This is a genomic window from Cedecea sp. P7760 (genome assembly GCF_013386425.1).
Taxonomy (GTDB): domain Bacteria; phylum Pseudomonadota; class Gammaproteobacteria; order Enterobacterales; family Enterobacteriaceae; genus Cedecea; species Cedecea selenatireducens.
Window position 1 is genome coordinate 40282 of sequence record NZ_JACARU010000008.1, and the last position, 20577, is coordinate 60858.

Below are 20577 nucleotides of genomic sequence, written 5' to 3' on the forward strand. Positions count from 1 at the left end.
CAATTGATCGAAATGCAACGGCGAGATAAAGCCTGGAGATGTCCAGAAATGATCTACAAATCCATTGCCGACCGACTGCGGCTGCGGCTTAACTCCGCCGACTACACCATCGGCAGCCCGCTGCCCGGTGAGAAAAAACTCGCCGAGGAGTTTGGCGTTTCGAGAATGACCATCCGCAAAGCGGTGGCGCTGCTTATCGGCTGGGGGCTGGTTACACGTCGCCAGGGCAGCGGCACATGGGTCACTAAAAAAGATGTTCACCACGAAACCACCAATCTGACGGGGTTTGTGGAAGTGATGCACAGCCAGGGAAAAGAGGTGCTGAGCGAGGTGCTGGAGTTTAACGTGATGCCAGCGCCACCGGCGATTGCCAGCCTGCTGCGCATTAAAATAGACGAGAAAATTTACTACTCCCGCCGCGTGCGCGCCGTCGGCGGTAAGCCGCTGATGGTGGAAGACAGCTACATGCCGGTAAAGCTCTTCCGTAACCTGTCGCTGGCCCACCTTGAAGGGTCAAAATTCAGCTATATCGAAGACGAATGCCAGATAATCATTAGCGGCAACTATGAAACGCTGACGCCGGTTCTCGCCGACGCCAAAACGGCCAGGCTGCTGAACATCGCGGAGGCGACGCCTATTCTGCGCATCACGTCGCTCTCCTACAGCGATAAAGGCGAGTTTCTTAACTATTCGGTGATGTTCAGAAATGCCAGCGAATACCAAGTGGATTATCACCTACGCAGGGATCATACGAGGGTGCCGCCCGAACAGCCGGGCGGCGGTGAGCTATAGACCCCAAAACAGCAGCACCAGCAGTTGGGGAGTAATAATGCGCAGGAACATCACCAGCGGGTAAACCGTGGCATAAGAAAGCGCGGCCGCACCGCTGGATGCATGCAGCCCGTTGGCAAAGGCCAGCGCAGGCGGGTCGGTCATCGAGCCCGCCAGCATGCCGCACAGCGTCAGGTAGTTCATCTTCGCCAGCAGGCGAGCAAGCAGGCCGACGGTAATCAGCGGAATAGCCGTGATCAGAATGCCGTAGCCAATCCAGCTTACGCCGTCGCCCGCCAGCAGCGTGTCGATAAAATCCCCGCCGGACTTAAGCCCGACCACCGCCAGAAACAGCACGATGCCCAGCTCACGCAGCGCCAGGTTTGCGCTCGGCGGCATAAACCAGTACAGCTTGCCGATGCTACCAATGCGCCCAAGGATCAGCGCCATAATCAGCGGTCCACCAGCCAGCCCAAGGCGCAACGCGGCCGGGAAACCGGGGATAAACAGCGGAATGGAGCCCAGCAGTACGCCAAGCCCGATGCCGATAAAGACCGGCAGCATTTGTACCTGCTGCAGCTTGTGCTGCGCGTTACCGACTTCTGCGGCCACCGCATCTATCGATTGAGGGCGGCCCACGAGGTTGAGGATGTCGCCAAACTGCAGGCTGGCATTGCTGCTGGCCACCAGCTCCACGCCCGCGCGGTTAAGTCGTGAAATGACGACGTCGTATTTTTGTTTTAGATGCAGATCGCGGATCTTCTTGCCTAAAACCTTCTCATTCGTCACCACCACACGTTCAACCCGCAGATCCGTGCCTCGCGTTGAAAGCGAAGTCTCCACCTCGGTGCCGATCACCAGCAGCGCTTTGTGCAGATCCTTTTCCGCCCCGACCAGGTGCAGCAGGTCGCCGGTCTCAACAAGGGCGCCTGGTGAAGGCACCATCAGCAATTCACCACGCTTGAGGCGGGAACAGATTATCTCGTCACTGTTAAGAATAGGGATGTCCTGAATTGCCAGGCCGTTCAGGTTGGGGTTGGCAACGCAGATATTGATGGTCTGCAGCTGAGCGTGATTTTGCCCGCTGCTGGCTTCAAACTGCTGCGCTTCTTTGTCGACGCTAACGCGAAATGCTATGCGCAGTAGCCACATGGTCATCAGGATGCCGCAAATCCCAAACGGGTACGCCATCGCGTAGCTCATCCCCATGTGGTCAACCAATTGTGCTGGCGTGCCGAGATCGGTGAGGATCTGCTGCCCCGCCCCCAGCGCGGGGGTATTGGTGACCGCACCGGAGAAGATCCCCAGCACCACCGGCAGCGGAACATCAAACAGCTTATAGACCACGGCGGTGACCAGCGCGCCCAGCACGACGATCAGAATAGCGAACAGGTTAAGCCGCAGGCCGGAGACGCGGAGCGAAGAGAAGAATCCGGGCCCAACCTGAATACCGATGGTATAGACAAACAGGATCAGCCCAAATTCCTGAATAAAGTGCAGCATGTCACCGTTCAGGCCAATCCCGGCCTGATTAACAAAGTGGCCGACAATAATCCCGCCAAACAGCACGCCTCCGATACCGAACCCTACGCCACGGATCTTGATATTGCCGATCCACAGGCCCACTACGGCGACCAACGCCAGCATGCTGACGGTTAACGCTATTCCACTCATACTATAATCCCTGTGAATAACATTATTGTTACCAGGGATTCTGGCAGAGCTTCGGGCAGGTTAATGGGGCGGAGAGCACAAAAAAGGCCCCATTTTCAGGGGCCTCAGGTTTGCTGGCAAAATTCACTGTACGTTGAAAGGCTGAACACCGATCGAATAAAAACAATGAATACTTTTCTCTGGTTTGCCCCAAACAGCCGAAAACCACGTTTTTCGGCTGTTTGTCATCAATATTAAGGCCCCATTTTCAGGGGCCTTAATACTTAATAAAAGAATCTTAATTAGCTATTAAGCGCGGGGCGTTCGCTAATGGCGATCCGCTGCGGAGCAATTTCTTCTGGGATTTCGCGTACCAGGTCAATATGCAGCAGGCCGTTGGTGAACGTTGCCCCTGAAACCTGCATATGCTCGGCCAGGGTGAAGCTCAGGCTAAACGGCTGAGTCACCAGCCCCTGATGCAGCCAGTTGACCTCTTTTTCCGGTTTAACCGGGGTGCCCTTCACGCTCAGGCGGGTGCCTTCCAGCTCGATATCGAGATCTTCCTGGCGGAAACCGGCCAGCGCCAATGTGATGCGATAATGGTTATCGTCGCTCTTTTCGATGTTATACGGCGGGAAGCTCTGGCTTTCGCTGCTGGACTGGAGCGCGTTCGCTAACTTGTCAAAACCGATCCATTGACGCAGCAGTGGGGATAAATCGTAGTTACGCATAGTGTTTTCTCCTTCTTTGAAGCAAGAAATTACCCTGCCCGTATGCGAACGGGCATGATTGGCTCCCTGACGGCAAGCCAGCTGATGACGGGCCGCGATGTGCGACCCGATAAAATTAGTTAATTTCGATGCGGCGAGGCTTCATCGATTCTGGAATTTCACGCTCCAGCTCGATGTACAGCAGGCCGTTAACCAGGCTTGCACCACGTACGTGGATGTTTTCTGCAAGCTGGAATTTGCGTTCAAAGTTACGCTCAGCAATACCCTGATAGAGATAGGTACGCTCTTGCTGCTCGTCTGCGTGCGCGCCTTTAACAATCAGCAGATTGTCCTGGGCGGTGATATCCAGTTCGCTTTCGGCGAAACCGGCGACGGCAATAGCAATGCGATAGTGGTTTTCATCCACTAATTCAACGTTGTACGGAGGGTAGCCGCCGTTGCTTTGGCTCTGGTTGCTTTCCAGCAGGTTAAACAGGCGGTCAAAACCGATGGCGGAACGGTAGAGCGGAGAAAGATCGAAGTTACGCATATCAAATAGCTCCTGAAATCAGCGAGTAAGATGTAAAAGCCTTCCCTTTGGACAGGCCATGAACCTGAGCACCCAATCGGCGTACTCGTTTTGGTTACCCTACTAAAATGTGGCCCGCTTAAAATTTTTCAAGGCGTCTTACGGCAAATTTTTTGCGTCTGGCGATTTCCTTACATAGACTGGCAAACAGCATAAAAGGTTAAAAATATGCGATAGCCGCCGCAGAGCGGAACGACGGGCATTTTTAAACCACTGGCGGGTGTTATAACTCCGCAGGTGCTGGTACTCCGCCAGCCATTGAAGATGACAGCAAAATGATAATGAGAAACTGGTTTTCAACTCTGGTGCTTAGCAGCGGGCTGTTCTTACTCACAGGCTGCTCCAGTATGATGTCGCACAGCGGGGGCAAAGAAGGTGTTTATCCGGGCACCCGTGCAAGCGCGGCAACGCTTGGCGACGACGAAACAAGCTGGGCCATCAAGCCCCTGGTTGCGCTGGATCTGCCGTTTACCGCCGTGCTGGATACGGTGCTGTTGCCGTGGGATATGTTCCGGAAGGATAACTCGGTGAGATCGCGTGTTGAAGCCAGCGAGAAACAGAATCTGGCCACTAATTCCGTTATCCCACCGGCAGAACTTCCTCATTAAGCGGCTTAAAGCCCGGTTTCCGCGCTCCATAGCTGGCGGAAACCGTCGATCTCCTGCATCCAGGCGACCTGCTTGCCGTCCGGAGAAAAGACGATAGCATCGCCGGAAGGCGCTTCCCCTTCCGCTGCACCTAATGTCGTAATCGCTCCGCTTTGCGCGTCACACAGCACCACGCGTCCCTGCTGCACAAACCCCAGAACCTTCCCTGAAGGATGCCAGTTAAAGGCCGACTGCACGCCGTGTTCGCCGTGGGTGACCTGCCGTGGCTCGCCGCCGTTCGGGGAAAGCGTCCAGAGCTGTACCACGCCGCTGTCGTCCCGCATCAGGAAGGCAAGCTGGCTGCCGTCCGGGCTGCTGCGCACCCAATGACGAGGCTGATTCACCAGGCCCGGATAGCGGCGCTCGTGGGTAAAGGTCAGCCTGCGCTGCATCACGTCTTTTGGCGGCGCCGGCAGCGTGCTTTCAGTGCCGCACAGCGGTTCGCTTCCGGCGAGCTGATAAGCCTGCGCTTCATCAGGTAGATCCACGATAAACAGCTCAGGCACTTTTTCGCCGCTTGCGGACCGGGTATCGCCGATAAACGCCAGCGCCCAGCGCTGGAGGCTGCCGTCTGGCTTGCGATAACCATGCTCACCGACCCAGCCTTCTTCGTAGGCGCGGTTAATCTCATCGCTGCCGGGCTGCGGCTGCGGCGTTGTGCGACTCACCAGCACGCAATAATGGCTGCCGTCATATTCACGCGGGTGCTGCCTGGGTGGCGTGACGGGCCCAAAAGGCAACGCAATGCCGACGTTGCGCAGATCTAAACGCTCATCAAGCTCGTGCATCACGTGGTCGTTGTAGGTAAAGCTCAGGCGGCTGCCGTCCGGGCTCCAGACGTGAACGTGGCTGCCGCCGCGCAGTGCGCCAGGGGTATAAGGCGAGGTAATGTCCATCGCATCAAGATTGCTGGCCTCGCCCTTGTTCACAACCACGCCACGGCGGTGATGGAAGTCATAATGCCAGTCGGCATCCGGGTTTTCCGGGCCGTGGATAAAGACGTAACGCTCCGGCTGTTGCGGATTCACGGTCACCACGCCAACGTGGGCCCCTTCAGGCGCGCGATAGACCACTTCGACATCGCCGTTCAGGATATTGACTCGCTCGATGGTTGCACCGGTAAAAGAGGCGCCCGATGGCCGCACGTCGAAGGCCAGCCACTGGCTGTCCGGCGTCCAGGTGTTAACGTTGGTAAGCTGATGATGACGCGGTGCGAAGGTGAGTTGTTTTATCACGGTTTTGCCCTGAAGCGCTGAGTACGCTTCAGGGTAAAAGAATTAGTCCGGCCTTTCCACTTTGCCCCGCAGCCACGTGCAAAACTGGCGGGTTAGCGGGTCATTTTCGCTGTCACGATGGATAAGCCACGCCCAGTCTGCGCCGCGCACGGTTTGCTCCACCAGCGGGATGAGCTGCTCGTTTGCCCTTTTTCTTTCCGCCAGCAGCTGGCTAACAAGCGCGATACCCAGCCCGTCTGCGGCCGCATCCAGCAACAATCCTGGGTCAGAGAAGTTCAGCCCCTGACTTTGCTGGCCGACGTCCGCACCTCCGGCCACGCTCCAGTGCTCCCAGCTCATCTCACGCTCGCCGTGAAGCGTTGTCCGCAGCTCTTCCGGCACCTTCAGCACATTGGGGTGACAGGCCGGATAAAGTCTATCCTTGTACAACACCTCGAAAATACATTCCGCCTGCTGGCTGACGTCGTCCCGGATAGCCACGTCGATAGTTTCGCCGGCCATATCCGGCGGGTCAAAGCTGGTAAACAGCCACAAATCCGTTTCCGGGTGCTGGCGGTTAAAGTCCGCCAGATTGGGCAGCAGCCAGTGCCTGGCGAAGGCTGGCGTAGCGTTCACGATAAGCTGGTTCGGCTTGCGGTACTGATCGAGGCGGCGGATGCCCACGGCCAGCTGTTGCAGCATAACCTGCGCGGTGCTGTAGAGATCCTGCCCGGCGTCCGTCAGGCTGACGCTGCGCCCGCTGCGAAAGAACAGCGGCTGTTCCAGATAAGCCTCCAGGCTGCGGACCTGCTGGCTGATGGCCGACTGGGTGAGATGCAGTTCAGACGCAGCCTGGTGAAAGCTTCCCAGGCGCGCGGCGGCTTCAAACCCGCGCAGGGCATTTAACGGTGGCCAGTGTTTTAACATTTCGATAAGCCAGGCTAATCAGATGTCCGCTAAATATATCGTTGGAAGCCGAATTCAGCCAGTGGTGAAATATCTACCTGCAACACTGAGCAGAATTTCTTACGTTAAAACAGCTATACGGGAGTCCGGTATGTCAACACGTCGTGAATTTATTAAATGTGCCTCCGTGCTGGCCGGGATGGGCATGGCGGGCTCTCTGGGGCTGCCGTTATCCGCCCTCGCGGCGGCGAACGCTGGCTGGCGCATGCCGGACGAAGGGGAACAGCAGCAGCGGGCGTTTATCGCGTTTGGCGCTCAGCGAGCCATCTGGAAAGATTTTACCCCCGGCGTGCAGGATGCCCTGGGCCGCATCGCGCACGCTATCGCCGGTTACCAGCCGCTGACAGTTTTTTGCCGCGAACACGAACGCGAGCTGGCGGAGGAAAAATGCGGCAGCCACAACGTGACCTACGTGGTGACCGGGCTGGACGACATCTGGATGCGGGATACCGGCGCGTGCTTTGTCACTTCGCCAGAAGGAAAGCTCGGCGCGGTGGGCTTCAACTTCAACGGCTGGGGCAATAAACAGCGGCACAGCAAGGACACTTTGCTGGCGGCGTTTATGGCAGAAAAATACGGCGCGACGCCGTTTATCCGCAGCGCCCTGGTGGGCGAAGGCGGCGGGATTGAGGTGGACGGACACGGGACCGGCATCATGACCGAAAGCAGCTGGGTCAACGTCAACCGCAATCCGGGCTGGAGCCGCGATCGGGTCGAACAGGAGCTGAAAACGCAGCTCGGCCTGAGAAAAATCATCTGGCTGCCGGGGATTAAAGGGAAAGATATCACCGACGCCCACGTCGATTTTTACGCCCGTTTTGTTGAGCCAGGCGTGGTGATCGCCAACCTGGATCCCGACCCGGATTCCTGGGACCACAAGGTGACCCAGGCACATCTGGAGATCCTCAGGCAGGCAACCGACGCCGATGGCCGCAGGCTACAGGTTCACAGCGTCACGCCGCCGCAGGAGCCGCGTGAAAGCCGCTTCAGCGAAGAGAACCCGGATTTTGCCGCCGGGTACATCAACTACTTCGTGATCAACGGCGCAATTATCGCCCCGGAGTTTGGCGATGAAGAAACGGATGAGGCGGCGTTTCGCCTGCTGTCGACGCTTTACCCTGGCCGGGAGGTCGTGCAGCTGAACATCGACGCGATTGCCGCCGGAGGCGGGGGCATTCACTGCGTCACTAATCAGTTACCCGCAGTGAAATAACAAAAGGGAGCGCACCCGGCGCTCCCCTTTCTCTCATTAACCGACCCTTTCCACTTTCCCCACCAGCAGGATGTAAGAAAGCGCACCCAGCAGCGCTACCACGGAGATATAAACCAGCGCCGGAGCGAAGCCGTAGCTTTGCGCGAGATAGCCAATCACCAGCGGCACGGTGATCCCGCCTAGGCCGCCGACAAAGTTAAATACTCCGCCCGTCAGGCCAATCAGGCGCATTGGTGCCAGGGAAGACACCAGCGACCAGGTGATGGACGCAAAGCCGTTGCCGAAGAAGGCAATCGCCATCAGCGTCATGATCCACACCGGATCGTTGGTGTAGTTGGCGCCCATAATGCAGGTGGAAATCAGCAGCCCGCAGATGATGGGCGCTTTACGCGCAATACCCAGCGAGTAACCTTTGCGCACCAGGCGATCCGCTACCCAGCCGGAGAGCAACACCCCGAAGAACGCCGCCAGGAACGGCACAGTGGTCATAAATCCGGCCTTCAACGCGGTAATGCCTTTTTCCTGCGTCAGGTAGTTCGGGAACCAGGTCAGGAAAAACCAAAGGGTAGACGTGACGGCAAATTGCCCGAGGTAAACGCCCACTAGCTTACGGTGGAACACCAGTTTCCAGTCGGCGGCGCTGAGCGGCTTACGCGTTTTCTTTTCGGCCGGTGCATCGCCGTCCACCAGGCCACCACCTTCGCGGATGTAGTCCAGCTCGGCGGTGTTGATACCTTTGCTTTTACGCGGCGGCTGATAAACCTTGAACCAAATCAGCGACCAAATAATGCCGATCCCGCCGGTCACGATAAATACCCAATGCCAGCTTAAAAGCTCCTGAATCCAGATCAGCAGCGGCGTTAAAAACGCCAGGCCAACAAACTGCCCTGAGGTGTAAAACCCTACCGCAGAAGCACGCTCGTGTTCCGGGAACCAGCTCGTCACCATGCGGTTATTGGTCGGGAACGCCGGTGCCTCAAAGATACCGGTGATGGCGCGCAGGCCAATCAGAGACATAAGCCCGGTGGCGAACCCCTGAAACAGCGTGGCGACGGACCAGCCGAAAATAACAATAAAGTAGGTCAGACGGGAGCCCACGCGGTCGAGGAACCAGCCGCCCGGGATCTGGCACAGGGTATAAAGCCAGGCAAAGGCCGAGAAGATATAGCCCATTTCCGTTTTGGTGATACCGAACTCGGCCTGAATATGGGCCGACGCGACCGCGAGGTTGGCGCGGTCAACGTAGCAAATCACTACCGTAATAAAGATCATCGCCAGCGTTAAATAACGGCGGCGCGTAGGTTTCACCGCAGTTGCAGAAATATCCATGATATTTCGTCTCCAGAATATGGCATGGCGATGTTACTCACCATGCCCTGTTATACAGAGGGTGTTTATAATGTTTTATTTTTTACTGCAGACTTCAGGCGTTATTTATTTACCATTCAGCCACTGAACCGTCGGCATGACGCCATAAAGGATTTCGCCAGTCGGTGACATTTTTACTGCGGGCAATCACCTGCTCTTCGTCAATTTCAACGCCAAGACCCGGCTTCATCAACGGCAGGAAGTAACCGCCGTCCATTTTGAAGTCATCTTTATTTTTCACGAAGTCGAGCAGCTCGGCGCCTTTGTTATAGTGAATGCCCATGCTTTGCTCCTGGAATACCGCGTTGCGGGAAACAAAGTCGATGTGCAGGCAAGCCGCGAGCGCAATTGGCCCCAGCGGGCAATGCGGTGCCAGAGAAACATCATAAGCTTCTGCCATTCCGGCAATTTTGTAGCATTCGGTGATACCGCCTGCGTGAGAGAGATCGGGCTGAAGAATGGCAATCCCGCCTGCTTCCAATACGCGTTTAAATTCAAAGCGAGAGAACATGCGTTCCCCGGCCGCAATAGGTATATGCGTTTGCGCCGCCAGACGTGGATAATATTCAGCCTGCTCTGCCAGAACCGGCTCTTCAATAAACAGCGGACGATAAGGTTCAAGCTCTTTAATTAATACTTTTGCCATCGGGGCGCTAACCCTGCCGTGGAAATCAAGGCCAAACTCAATTTCATTGCCGAAGGTTTCGCGAATTTGCGCCACGGTATTTACTGCGGCGTCAACGGCGCGGGAATTATCAATAATGCCCATTTCCTCGCAGCCGTTTAATTTAAAAGTATCAAAACCAATTTTGCGTAAAGATTTAATCCCGTCGATCACTTCCGCCGGGCGGTCGCCGCCTACCCAGCTGTAGGCTTTAATTTTATCCCGCACCAGGCCGCCCATCAGCTGCCACACCGGCGCGTTGAGCACCTTACCTTTAATGTCCCACAGCGCCTGATCGATACCGGCAATCGCGCTCATCAGAATCGGGCCACCGCGGTAGAACCCGCCGCGATACATCACCTGCCACAGGTCGTTAATGCGGGCCGGATCCTGGCCAATCAGGTATTCACTTAGCTCATGAACCGCCGCCTCAACGCTGCGCGCCCGGCCTTCGATAACCGGCTCACCCCAGCCCACTACGCCCTCGTCAGTCTCAATTTTCAGGAACATCCAGCGCGGCGGTAAACGGTACGTCGTCAGTTTGGTAATTTTCATTGCACGGCCTCTTGATACGCTTTAACAAATGCTTTTGCCCTTTCGCTGGTGCGGCTCACCGGCTGCCCGGCGCGGTATAAATCGCTGCCCAGCCCTGCTCCCGCGCAGCCAGCCTGCAGCCAGATATGCAGGTTTTCCGGCGTGACGCCGCCGACGGCAAATACCGGCACATCCGGCGGAAGCACGGCTTTCAGCGCCTTGATGTAGTCCGGCCCGAAGGCAGAAGAAGGGAAAATTTTCAGCGTCTGAGCGCCCGCATCCAGCGCGGAGAAAGCCTCGGAGGCCGTCGCACAGCCTGCACAAACCATCATCCCGTTTGCTACGGCGCGGCGTATCACCTCGGGCTGGGTGTTCGGCGTGACCATGAGCTTGCTGCCCATCGCCGCCAGCTCATCCACCTGCTCCGTCTTGAGCACCGTACCCGCCCCGATTAGCGCTTTATCGCCGAACTCCGTGACCATAGAAGCGATGCTTTGCTGCCACTGGGGGGAGTTGAGGGGAATTTCCACCGCGTCAAAACCGGCGTCCAGCAATGCGCTCACGTGCGCCTGAACCTCCAGCGGGGTGATGCCGCGTAAAATCGCGATCAGCGGAAGCTTAGTTTGCCACTGCATTTGCAATACTCCTTATTCCTGCCTGGAAAGCACTGTCGCCATCCACTACCTGGCTGCTAAAGCCGAGCAGGGATAAGGCCGCCTGGTAGCGGGCGCTGAGCGCAGGATTGGCGACAATAGTGACGGGCTGCCCGGTTGAACAGGCGAAGCGGCGCGTCATCGTTGCGGCTTCGCTGCCAATCAGCAGCCCGGAAAGGAAATCGCTAACCTGCTCTCGCGGTAGCTTGCCCAGCACGTGAGCGGCGCGTACTTCAAACAGCTGCGGCAGCAGGTCGCCGCCGTGAACCCCGTGCTCAAGCCCGGCGTTGAACGCCTCGGGGCTGGCCTGTTGTTCTGGCAGGCCGGTGCCAATCAGGGAGTGCTGAAGCAGCAGATGGTGCAGTTCGCCGGTCAATACGGTGCGGAAATCGAGCACCGCCTGTTCATCGGTCTGCACCCATTTGCAGTGGGTGCCGGGCATAATATAAAGCGGAGCAGGATGCAGTGAGCGGGCACCCAGCAGCTGGGTCTCTTCGCCGCGCATCACATTTTGATTGTCATCGCGTTGCACGCACAGGCCAGGAATGATCCACGCCTGTTCGGCTACCGCCGTCATCTGTTCACTGAAAGTGGCAAAACGAGCAGGGCACGGCAGATATGGGGCAATTTTCCAGCCCGCGTTGCTGCCCACCATCCCTGCCATCAACACCGGCGTGGGCGTCTCTCGCCAGCCTGCAACCACCTCGCTAAACACCGCCTCCGGGGACCTGCCGCCCAGGCGCGTCACGCCTGAAGTACTTTTGCGGCTGTCGATGCACGCTCCGTCCTGGTAGAGCCAGGCGCGAAGGTTGGTCGATCCCCAGTCAATGGCGATGTAGCGAGATGTCATGTAATGTCCTTCAGTCGTTTGGTGGAGCTGGCGATCATGGTGAGCGCCGCCTGCTCCGCTGCCGCGCTGTCCTGATGACGGATAGCGTCATACAGCGCTTTATGCTCCTGGAGGGTTTTCGGCATATTGGCCTCATCGCCCATCCAGGTGCGTTCAAAAACGGCCCGCTGCAGGGAGCTGATAGCAATGCTCAGCTGCTGCAGCACCGGGTTATGCACAGACTCCAGCACCGCTTCGTGATAGCGAATATCCGCCTCATTAAACGCGTCGCGGTGCTGATTATTCGCCACCATGTCGTTCAGGGCGCTTTCTATCCGGGCCAGGTCATTCGACGTAGCGCGCTCCGCCGCCCAGCGGGCAATGGCGGGTTCAACCAGATTTCGCACTTCGCTCATCGCGGCTATCAGGCGTGGGTCGTAATCATTCGCCAGCACCCATTGCAGCACCTCGGTATCGAGGTAGTTCCACTGGTTTCGGGGCTGAACGAACGCGCCGCGGTAGCGCTTCATTTCAATCAGCCGCTTCGCCATCAGCGAGCGAAATACTTCCCGAATGATGTTGCGCGAAGTTTCAAACTCTTCGCACAAATCGGCTTCTGCCGGCAACGCTGCACCCGGCGCGTATTTTCCGCTAACGATTTGCTGCCCCAGCGTGACGATGATGCGGTCGGTTTTATTGAGGGTCATAACGGGTTCCTTGTGAACAAAGTCTTACCCGCTACTTTACCGCTCCCGCTGAATTTCACCGCATTTTTGAAGTACAAATGTGAGACCAGGTGCCGTTTCAATGCGTTCAATGTAGTACAATATATTGTAGTTGTACTACAATGTGGATCACATAATAGGCAATTGCTGAATGAAAGGATAAAAAAAACCCCGGCAGAGCCAGGGCAGCAGGAGAGAGAAGAAGGGCTTAATTCAGCACAAACTTCTCGATAGCGTAGGCAACGCCGTCCTCCAGGTTGGATTTGGTGACAAAGTTGCTGACGGCTTTTACTTTGTCGATAGCGTTGTCCATCGCCACGCCCATGCCCGCATATTCCAGCATCGCGATGTCGTTTTCCTGATCGCCGATGGTCATCACTTCTTCAGGCTTAATGCCCAGCTTCTCGGCCAGTGACTTCACGCCGGTGCCTTTGTTGACGCGCTTATCGAGAATTTCCAGGAAGTAAGGCGAGCTTTTCAGCAGCGTGTAGCGTTCAAAAACTTCCGCAGGAATTTTGGCGATGGCCTTGTCGAGGATGGCCGGCTCATCAATCATCATGACCTTCAGGAACTCGCCGTTTTTATCCATGTTTTCCGCTTCGCAGAACATCAGAGGAATGCTGGCGATAAAGGATTCATGCACCGTGTAATAGCTGATATCGCGGTTTGCGGTATACAGCGTGTGGCGATCAAGCGCGTGGAAGTGCGAGCCGACTTTGCGGGACAGATTTTCCAGGTAACGATAGTCGTCATAGCTCAGCGCCGTCTGGGCAACCGTGCTGCCGTCGCTGGCTTTCTGCACCAGCGCGCCGTTGTAGGTGATGCAGTAGTCGCCGGGCTTATCCATATGCAGCTCGCGCAGATAGCTTTCAACGCCAGCAAACGGACGACCGGTACAGATAACGACGTTCACGCCGCGTTCACGTGCCGCCGCAACGGCCTGTTTTACCGCCGGGGAGATGGTGTGGTCTGGCAGCAGCAGCGTGCCATCCATATCAATTGCAATCAGTTTTATGGCCATGGGATCTTCAGAGGTAATGGATTTACCTCATGCTAACGCGATTCCGCTCAAAAAACAGCAGCAAACTCCGGGGAAAAGGGGGATCAGAGGCGGCGGGCAAACTCCTCTTTTAAAAGCCCCGGACATAAAGCCGGGGCCAACAAAAAGGTCAGCTAAAAAGCTTACCTTTCAGTAAGTTAACACCCGCACTGAGCAGGTCATTATGGGCTTCCGGCGTGACTTCGCCGTTTGGCGACAGCGCGTCGATCACCTTCGGCAGGTATTCCGCCAGTAAAGCGGAAGCCGAGCCGGCATCCACGCCCAGTTTTTCCCCCAGCGCCGCAACGGACGGTGAACCCAGCGCCTGGGTTATCTGGTCGCCGCTCAGCGACTGATTTGTCCCGTTGCTGCTCAGCCACGAGGAGACGATTTCGCTTAAGCCCCCCTGGCGCAGCTTGTCCAACAGCGCCTGAATACCGCCCTGCTGTTCTACCCAGCTTAGAATGGCCTGATATTTACCGGCGTCGCCGTTTAACAGCGAGCCCGCAACCTGATCAAAAAGCCCCATGGTGTTTCCCTCTGTGATGTAGAAATTCGACAACGCAAAGTATAGCGCCCATAAAAAAAGCCGTGCTAAAAGCACGGCCTTCTTAATCGCTGACGTTCAATATTAGATATCGATGTTCGCAGCCTTCAGGGCGTTCTCTTCGATAAACGCACGGCGTGGTTCTACCGCATCGCCCATCAGGGTGGTGAACAGCTGGTCTGCAGCAATCGCGTCTTTAACGGTAACGCGCAGCATGCGGCGGCTGTCCGGATCCATGGTGGTTTCCCACAGCTGCTCCGGGTTCATCTCGCCCAGACCTTTATAACGCTGGATAGCCAGGCCACGACGGGACTCTTTCTGCAGCCATTCCAGCGCCTGCTCGAAGCTGGTTACCGGCTGACGACGTTCGCCACGTTCGATAAACGCATCTTCTTCGATCAGGCCACGCAGCTTCTCACCGAGTGAGCAAAGACGGCCGTATTCGCCCCCTTCAACAAACTCTTTTTCCAGCACGTAGTCGGTGTCCACGCCGTGAGTACGCACGCGCACAATCGGCTCAAACACGTTCAGCTCGCTGTTGCGGTGGATAGCGTATTTCCAGGTGCTGCCGTGCTCCTCTTTCTCGTTCAGCGTGGTAGTCAGCGCAGAAATCCACTGCGTCACTTTCGCTTCATCGATCAGGTCAGCCGCCTGCAGCGTTGGGTGATAAACCAGGTTGTTCAGCAGGTTGCGCGGATAACGACGCTCCATGCGGCCAATCATTTTCTGCGCGGTGTTGTACTCGGCCACCAGCTTCTCAAGCGGCTCACCGGCCAGAGCAGGTGCACTTGCGTTGGTGTGCAGGGTTGCGCCGTCAAGCGCGATGGAGATCTGATACTGATCCATCGCCTCATCGTCTTTGATGTACTGCTCCTGCTTGCCTTTCTTCACTTTGTACAGCGGCGGCTGCGCAATGTAGATGTGGCCGCGCTCAACGATTTCCGGCATCTGACGGTAGAAGAAGGTCAGCAGCAGGGTGCGGATGTGCGAACCATCCACGTCGGCATCGGTCATGATGATGATGTGGTGATAGCGCAGCTTGTCCGGGTTGTATTCGTCACGGCCGATGCCGCAGCCCAGGGCGGTGATAAGCGTCGCTACTTCCTGAGAGGAGAGCATCTTGTCGAAGCGCGCCTTCTCAACGTTCAGGATTTTCCCTTTCAGCGGCAGGATCGCCTGGTTCTTACGGTTACGCCCCTGTTTTGCAGAGCCGCCCGCAGAGTCCCCTTCCACAAGGTACAGTTCAGACAGCGCCGGGTCGCGTTCCTGGCAGTCCGCCAGCTTGCCCGGCAGGCCAGCAAGATCAAGCGCGCCTTTACGGCGGGTCATTTCACGTGCGCGACGAGCAGCTTCACGAGCACGAGCAGCGTCGATAATTTTGCCGACAACGATTTTCGCATCGCCAGGATGTTCAAGCAGGTATTCGGCCAGCAGTTCGTTCATCTGCTGCTCAACCGCGGATTTCACTTCCGAAGAAACCAGTTTGTCTTTGGTCTGGGAAGAGAACTTCGGATCCGGCACCTTCACGGAAACCACGGCAATCAGGCCTTCACGCGCATCGTCGCCGGTGGCGCTGACTTTGGCTTTTTTGCTGTAGCCTTCTTTGTCCATGTAGGCGTTCAGGGTACGGGTCATCGCCGCACGGAAGCCCGCAAGGTGAGTCCCGCCGTCGCGCTGAGGAATGTTGTTGGTGAAGCAGTAGATGTTTTCCTGGAAACCGTCGTTCCACTGCAGCGCCACTTCTACGCCGATACCGTCTTTTTCAGTGCTGAAATAGAACACGTTCGGGTGAATAGGCGTTTTGTTCTTGTTGAGGTACTCAACAAACGCCTTGATGCCGCCTTCGTAGTGGAAGTGATCCTGCTTGCCGTCGCGCTTGTCGTTCAGGCGAATAGACACGCCGGAGTTCAGGAACGAAAGCTCACGCAGGCGCTTAGCCAGGATGTCGTACTCAAATTCCACCACGTTGGTGAAGGTTTCATGGCTCGGCCAGAAACGCACCTGGGTGCCGGTCAGTTCGGTTTCGCCGGTGACCGCCAGCGGAGCCTGCGGCACGCCGTGCACGTAGGTTTGCTGATGGGTTTTGCCTTCGCGGCGAATCAACAGTTCCAGCTTCTGTGACAGGGCGTTAACAACCGAAACACCTACGCCGTGCAGGCCGCCAGAAACTTTATAGGAGTTATCGTCGAATTTACCGCCGGCGTGCAGTACGGTCATGATAACTTCCGCAGCCGAGACGCCCTCTTCCGGGTGAATGCCGGTTGGAATACCACGGCCGTCATCGGTTACCGAAACGGAGTTATCCGCGTGGATAGTGACCACGATGTCTTTACAGTGGCCCGCGAGCGCTTCGTCGATAGCGTTATCCACGACCTCAAATACCATGTGGTGCAGACCGGTGCCGTCATCCGTATCGCCGATATACATGCCCGGGCGTTTACGTACCGCATCCAGCCCCTTAAGGACTTTGATACTGGAGGAGTCATAAGAATTCGACATCAACGTTTCTCGCTCATTTAATCTTGGGTTAATCCGCTATTTTACCCTGATCCACGGCGAACATCTTTGAATTTTTGTCCGCCATATCCATCACATGTTCGGCGCTGATCGCGCTAACAAAAACCTGTGATTCCGTGGCCTTTAACCGGCTGGCCAACAGGCCGCGCCTGGCATCATCCAGTTCAGAGGCAAAATCATCTATCAGATACAGGCAACGCCGCCCGTTCTGCCGGGTGAGAAACTCACCCTGCGCCAGTCGTAAGGCGCACATCAGTAATTTAAGCTGCCCGCGCGAGAGCGTGTCTTCTACCGGCGCACCGTCGGCGCGAATACGAAAATCCGCTTTATGAGGGCCGTGTGCGGTATAGGTCAGCATCCGGTCGCGTTCGAAATTACGCTCCAGCACTTCGCTGTAGTCGCTCTCTTTCTCCCAGCCGCGCTGGAAGGAAAAGCTCAGAGCGAATTCCGGCAGAAATTGCGCACAGGTATCGGCCATATCTTCCGCAATGGCGGCGCTATAATCGGCGCGCCAGCGGCTGATCTGCTCGGCCAGCGGAATCAGTTCCTGATCCCACGGGCGCAGCTGTGCGTAGCGTGTCACCTGGCGCAACGCGGCGTTGCGTTGCTTCAGCAGGCGTTTGAGGTTACTCCAGGCAACAAAAAAGCCTGGTTCATTGTGAAAACAGCCCCAATCAAGGAAAGCTCTACGGTATTTGGGGCCGCCGCCGAGCAAAGTAAACCCCTCCGGGGTAATCAGCTGCATCGGCATCATCATCGCCAGGTCGGCGATTTTGTGGCCGTCGCTGCCGTCAATGCGCACTTTGCTGTCGCCGGTGCGGTCTTTGGACAGGCCGATTGAGGTTTCCCTTTCACCGTCCTGCAGCCGCCCGTGCAAAACAAAAGCGTTCTGCTCATGGCGGATCACGCGTTCAATTTTCAGGCTGCGAAAAGCGCGGCCGTGCCCGAGGGTGTAAATCGCCTCAAGCACGCTGGTTTTGCCGCTGCCGTTAGCACCGACCAGAAAATTAAAGCCAGGAGAAAGAGCGAGATCCGCGTTTTCGATGTTGCGAAAGTCTTTAATCAGCAAACGCGTAAGTGACATCTACAGTCTCATTGGCATAACAACATAGGCCGCCGCCTGGCTGGCCGCGTCTTCAATCTGCACGCTGGAAACGGAGTCGGTCAGCAGGATGCGGACGTTCTCACACTTCAGGGCGTTCAGCACGTCCAGCACATAGCTGACATTGAAGCCGATTTCCATCTCGGTACCGTCGTAGGAAACGTCCAGAATTTCTTCTGCTTCTTCCTGCTCCGGGTTGTTTGCCGTGATTTTCAGCTGGTTTGCGCTGACGAACAGGCGCACGCCACGGAATTTCTCATTCGACAAAATAGCCGCCCGGGCAAACGCCTGTTTCAGCAGGTCACAGCCTGCATCGAGGTGTTTATCCGGGTTCTTCGGCAGCACGCGACGATAGTCCGGGAAGCGGCCGTCCACCAGTTTAGAGGTGAAGATGAAGTCACCGACGTGAGCGCGAATGTTATTGCTGCCAATCTGCACGCGCAGCGGGGTTTCTCCGCCGTCGAGCATACGCATCAGCTCAATCACGCCTTTACGCGGCACGATGACCGAATGATTTGGCAAAGGCTGCCCAACCGGCATCGAACAGACCGCCAGGCGGTGGCCGTCCGTTGCGACGGTGCGCAGGTCTTCACCTTCGGTTTCGAACAGCATGCCGTTCAGGTAATAGCGAACGTCCTGATGCGCCATCGAGAACTGCGTGGCTTCTATCAGGCGCTTCATGGTCGCCTGCGGCAGGGTAAATTCTACCTCGCTCTGCCAGTCGTCCAGGTTAGGGAAGTCCGCCGCCGGCAGCGTGGAAAGCGAAAAGCGGCTACGCCCGGAGCGCACCAGCATGCGGTCGCCCTCCAGCTGTACCGCAATTTCAGCCCCTTCCGGCAGGCCACGGCAGATATCGAAGAATTTACGTGCCGGTACGGTCGTTGCCCCAGGTTCATGAGGCTGTACCAGCGCCACGCGCGCCACCATCTCCATTTCCAGATCGGTACCGGTTAAAGAGAGTGCACCTTCAGCCACCTGCAGCAGCAGGTTGCCCAGGATAGGCAGGGTCGGGCGGCCTCCGAGAGGGCCACTTACCTGCTGTAGCGGTTTTAATAAATGTTCACGTTCAACGGTAAATTTCATAGCGTCACGAAGATAATGTTCTGATTAAATTGGAGAAATCTTCTTTGATATCGTGGCTTTCTTCACGCAACTGCTCAATCTTACGGCAGGCATGCAAAACCGTGGTGTGGTCGCGTCCACCAAAAGCATCGCCAATTTCCGGCAGGCTATGGTTGGTCAGCTCTTTTGCCAGCGCCATCGCCATCTGGCGCGGACGGGCAACGGAACGAGAGCGACGCTTGGACAGCAGATCAGCGACCTTAATTTTATAATACTCGGCCACCGTTTTCTGAATATTATCGATGGTGACCAGCTTCTCCTGAAGCGCCAGCAGATCGCGCAGCGCTTCACGAACGAAGTCGATGGTAATTGCCCGGCCGGTAAAGTTGGCGTTGGCGATTACGCGGTTCAGCGCCCCTTCCAGCTCGCGGACGTTAGAGCGCAGTCGCTTGGCAATAAAGAAGGCCACTTCGCCCGGCAGACGGATATCGTTCTCGTCGGCCTTTTTCATCAGGATCGCCACACGCGTTTCAAGTTCAGGTGGTTCGATCGCCACCGTCAGCCCCCAGCCGAAACGGGATTTCAAACGATCCTCAACGCCGTTGATCTCTTTTGGATAGCGATCCGACGTCAGAATGATCTGTTGATTGCCTTCCAGCAGGGCATTAAAGGTGTGGAAAAACTCTTCCTGAGAACGTTCTTTATTGGCAAAAAACTGAATGTCATCGATAAGCAGCGCATCCACCGAGCGGTAGTAGCGTTTGAACTCTTCGATGGCGTTATTCTGCAACGCTTTAACCATGTCCTGAACAAAACGCTCAGAGTGCATGTACACCACTTTGGCATTCGGCTTGCGCGCCATGATGCCGTTACCCACCGCATGTAAAAGGTGCGTTTTACCTAAACCGGTGCCGCCATAAAGGAAGAGTGGGTTATACGCGCCGCCTGGGTTATCGGCCACCTGCCGTGCCGCTGCGCGGGCCAGCTGGTTCGATTTACCTTCAACGAAGTTATCAAAGGTGTGTTTCAGGTTAACGTTAGAACGGTAGGACGGCTCAGCGGGCGCAGGCATGTTATCCCAGCTTGGACGCATCGGCGCCGCAGCGCGCGCAACCTGAGCAGGTGCCGCAGTAGTTGCCAGTTCGGCAACGGGCTGAGTCACGGGCTTACTGCCGACTTCGAAGCGCAGCAAAGGCGCGTCGGTGCCGCAGAAATCATTGAGCAGTCCATTGATATTATTAAGGTACTTATCACGCACCCAGTCGAGCACAAAACGATTAGGCGCGTACAAAGCCAGCGTGTTATCGCTCAGTTCCGCCTGTAAGGGGCGTATCCACATACTGAATTCTGTGGCTGGTAACTCATCCTGCAATCGGGCAAGACACTGCTGCCAAAGCGAAAGTGACACGGCGGACTCCACTCGAACAAAGTCGATAAAAAGACGAAGACTGAAAGTTATACATTCATGATTGTTGACACGCGCTCTCAGGCTGTGGGAGGCGCGCGAACCGCTATTTGCGGTTTCCCCGGTGAAGGCTGGATCACGATCGGGACCGCGGATCATAGCCTAAAGCGCGGCAGAGATCTTCTGTTTCTCACAGATTCTTCACGAATTATCCACAGGGAAGTTTTGAGCGGGTTAAGTGTAATCGATCCTGGCACACGTGCAGTGTATAACCGTCTCATATTGGAAAATTTAATGACTAGCGCACAAATATCGCTAAAGGGATCTGATGAAGATCCGTGCGGATCCTTGCGCTTTCGCCGCAAGCCC

General features: G+C 56.4%; 18 protein-coding genes and 1 pseudogene. 3 read left to right on the forward strand and 16 right to left on the reverse strand.

Annotation, left to right across the window (positions count from 1 at the left end; genetic code table 11):
• The first annotated feature begins 48 nt into the window (after nucleotides 1–48).
• Nucleotides 49–792 carry a GntR family transcriptional regulator gene (locus HX778_RS03080; RefSeq protein WP_038477629.1) on the forward strand — a complete coding sequence of 248 codons (744 nt, stop codon included), beginning with the start codon at nucleotides 49–51 and terminating at the stop codon, nucleotides 790–792.
• On the opposite strand, the gene HX778_RS03085 is transcribed toward HX778_RS03080, so the two are convergent.
• The 3 genes from HX778_RS03085 to ibpA form a co-directional block, all read right to left on the reverse strand.
• The gene (locus HX778_RS03085; protein ID WP_038477626.1) at nucleotides 787–2445 is read right to left on the reverse strand and encodes a putative transporter; all 1659 of its coding nucleotides are present in this window, start codon (nucleotides 2443–2445) and stop codon (nucleotides 787–789) included. The two genes, HX778_RS03080 and HX778_RS03085, sit on opposite strands and share 6 nt — an antisense overlap.
• Before the next feature lie 281 nt (nucleotides 2446–2726).
• Nucleotides 2727–3155, reverse strand: coding sequence for a small heat shock chaperone IbpB (gene ibpB, locus HX778_RS03090; protein ID WP_038477623.1), 429 nt, complete (start codon nucleotides 3153–3155; stop codon nucleotides 2727–2729).
• Nucleotides 3156–3270: 115 nt separating this feature from the next.
• Nucleotides 3271–3684, reverse strand: a complete 414-nt coding sequence (ibpA, locus tag HX778_RS03095) for a small heat shock chaperone IbpA (protein WP_038477620.1) — start codon at nucleotides 3682–3684, stop codon at nucleotides 3271–3273.
• Nucleotides 3685–3998: 314 nt separating this feature from the next.
• Between ibpA and HX778_RS03100 the strand changes: the two genes are divergently transcribed.
• Nucleotides 3999–4331 (forward strand): YceK/YidQ family lipoprotein, encoded by a 333-nt coding sequence (locus HX778_RS03100; RefSeq protein ID WP_081948186.1) that lies wholly within the window; start codon nucleotides 3999–4001, stop codon nucleotides 4329–4331.
• 5 nt (nucleotides 4332–4336) lie between these two features.
• Here the strand turns inward: HX778_RS03100 and HX778_RS03105 are convergent, their stop codons facing one another.
• Both HX778_RS03105 and HX778_RS03110 read right to left on the reverse strand, forming a co-directional pair.
• Complete coding sequence (locus HX778_RS03105; RefSeq protein ID WP_176981324.1) at nucleotides 4337–5602, reverse strand: DUF3748 domain-containing protein; 1266 nt, start codon at nucleotides 5600–5602, stop codon at nucleotides 4337–4339.
• Nucleotides 5603–5647: 45 nt separating this feature from the next.
• Nucleotides 5648–6511: a LysR substrate-binding domain-containing protein gene (locus tag HX778_RS03110; protein ID WP_176981268.1), complete on the reverse strand. Its 864-nt coding sequence runs from the start codon at nucleotides 6509–6511 to the stop codon at nucleotides 5648–5650.
• Between the two features lie 130 nt (nucleotides 6512–6641).
• Between HX778_RS03110 and HX778_RS03115 the strand changes: the two genes are divergently transcribed.
• Nucleotides 6642–7763 carry an agmatine/peptidylarginine deiminase gene (locus tag HX778_RS03115; RefSeq protein ID WP_176981269.1) on the forward strand — a complete coding sequence of 374 codons (1122 nt, stop codon included), beginning with the start codon at nucleotides 6642–6644 and terminating at the stop codon, nucleotides 7761–7763.
• A gap of 36 nt (nucleotides 7764–7799) precedes the next feature.
• On the opposite strand, the pseudogene HX778_RS03120 reads toward HX778_RS03115, so the two are convergent.
• The 11 genes and pseudogenes from HX778_RS03120 to dnaA form a co-directional block, all read right to left on the reverse strand.
• Nucleotides 7800–9136: pseudogene (locus HX778_RS03120) on the reverse strand (MFS transporter).
• Nucleotides 9137–9201: 65 nt separating this feature from the next.
• A complete protein-coding gene (gene dgoD / locus HX778_RS03125) occupies nucleotides 9202–10350 on the reverse strand; it encodes a galactonate dehydratase (protein ID WP_038477606.1) in 1149 nt (382 codons plus the stop codon).
• Nucleotides 10347–10964: a 2-dehydro-3-deoxy-6-phosphogalactonate aldolase gene (locus HX778_RS03130; RefSeq protein WP_176981271.1), complete on the reverse strand. Its 618-nt coding sequence runs from the start codon at nucleotides 10962–10964 to the stop codon at nucleotides 10347–10349. The genes dgoD and HX778_RS03130 overlap by 4 nt, the downstream gene beginning before the upstream one ends.
• Entirely contained in the window at nucleotides 10948–11832 is an 885-nt protein-coding gene (locus HX778_RS03135) for a 2-dehydro-3-deoxygalactonokinase (RefSeq protein WP_038477600.1), read from the reverse strand. The genes HX778_RS03130 and HX778_RS03135 overlap by 17 nt, the downstream gene beginning before the upstream one ends.
• On the reverse strand, nucleotides 11829–12518 hold the full coding sequence (gene dgoR / locus HX778_RS03140) for a D-galactonate utilization transcriptional regulator DgoR (RefSeq protein ID WP_038477597.1): 690 nt from the start codon (nucleotides 12516–12518) through the stop codon (nucleotides 11829–11831). The genes HX778_RS03135 and dgoR overlap by 4 nt, the downstream gene beginning before the upstream one ends.
• 226 nt (nucleotides 12519–12744) lie before the next feature.
• Complete coding sequence (gene yidA / locus HX778_RS03145) at nucleotides 12745–13557, reverse strand: sugar-phosphatase (protein WP_176981272.1); 813 nt, start codon at nucleotides 13555–13557, stop codon at nucleotides 12745–12747.
• 148 nt (nucleotides 13558–13705) lie between these two features.
• Complete coding sequence (locus HX778_RS03150; protein ID WP_176981273.1) at nucleotides 13706–14104, reverse strand: YidB family protein; 399 nt, start codon at nucleotides 14102–14104, stop codon at nucleotides 13706–13708.
• A gap of 102 nt (nucleotides 14105–14206) precedes the next feature.
• Nucleotides 14207–16621 carry a DNA topoisomerase (ATP-hydrolyzing) subunit B gene (gyrB, locus tag HX778_RS03155; protein WP_176981274.1) on the reverse strand — a complete coding sequence of 805 codons (2415 nt, stop codon included), beginning with the start codon at nucleotides 16619–16621 and terminating at the stop codon, nucleotides 14207–14209.
• 28 nt (nucleotides 16622–16649) lie between these two features.
• Nucleotides 16650–17723, reverse strand: a complete 1074-nt coding sequence (gene recF / locus HX778_RS03160; RefSeq protein WP_038477586.1) for a DNA replication/repair protein RecF — start codon at nucleotides 17721–17723, stop codon at nucleotides 16650–16652.
• Nucleotides 17724–18824 carry a DNA polymerase III subunit beta gene (dnaN, locus tag HX778_RS03165; RefSeq protein ID WP_038477583.1) on the reverse strand — a complete coding sequence of 367 codons (1101 nt, stop codon included), beginning with the start codon at nucleotides 18822–18824 and terminating at the stop codon, nucleotides 17724–17726. It abuts the gene before it with no gap.
• A gap of 4 nt (nucleotides 18825–18828) precedes the next feature.
• A complete protein-coding gene (dnaA, locus tag HX778_RS03170) occupies nucleotides 18829–20211 on the reverse strand; it encodes a chromosomal replication initiator protein DnaA (RefSeq protein ID WP_038483077.1) in 1383 nt (460 codons plus the stop codon).
• Between the last annotated feature and the right edge of the window lie 366 nt (nucleotides 20212–20577).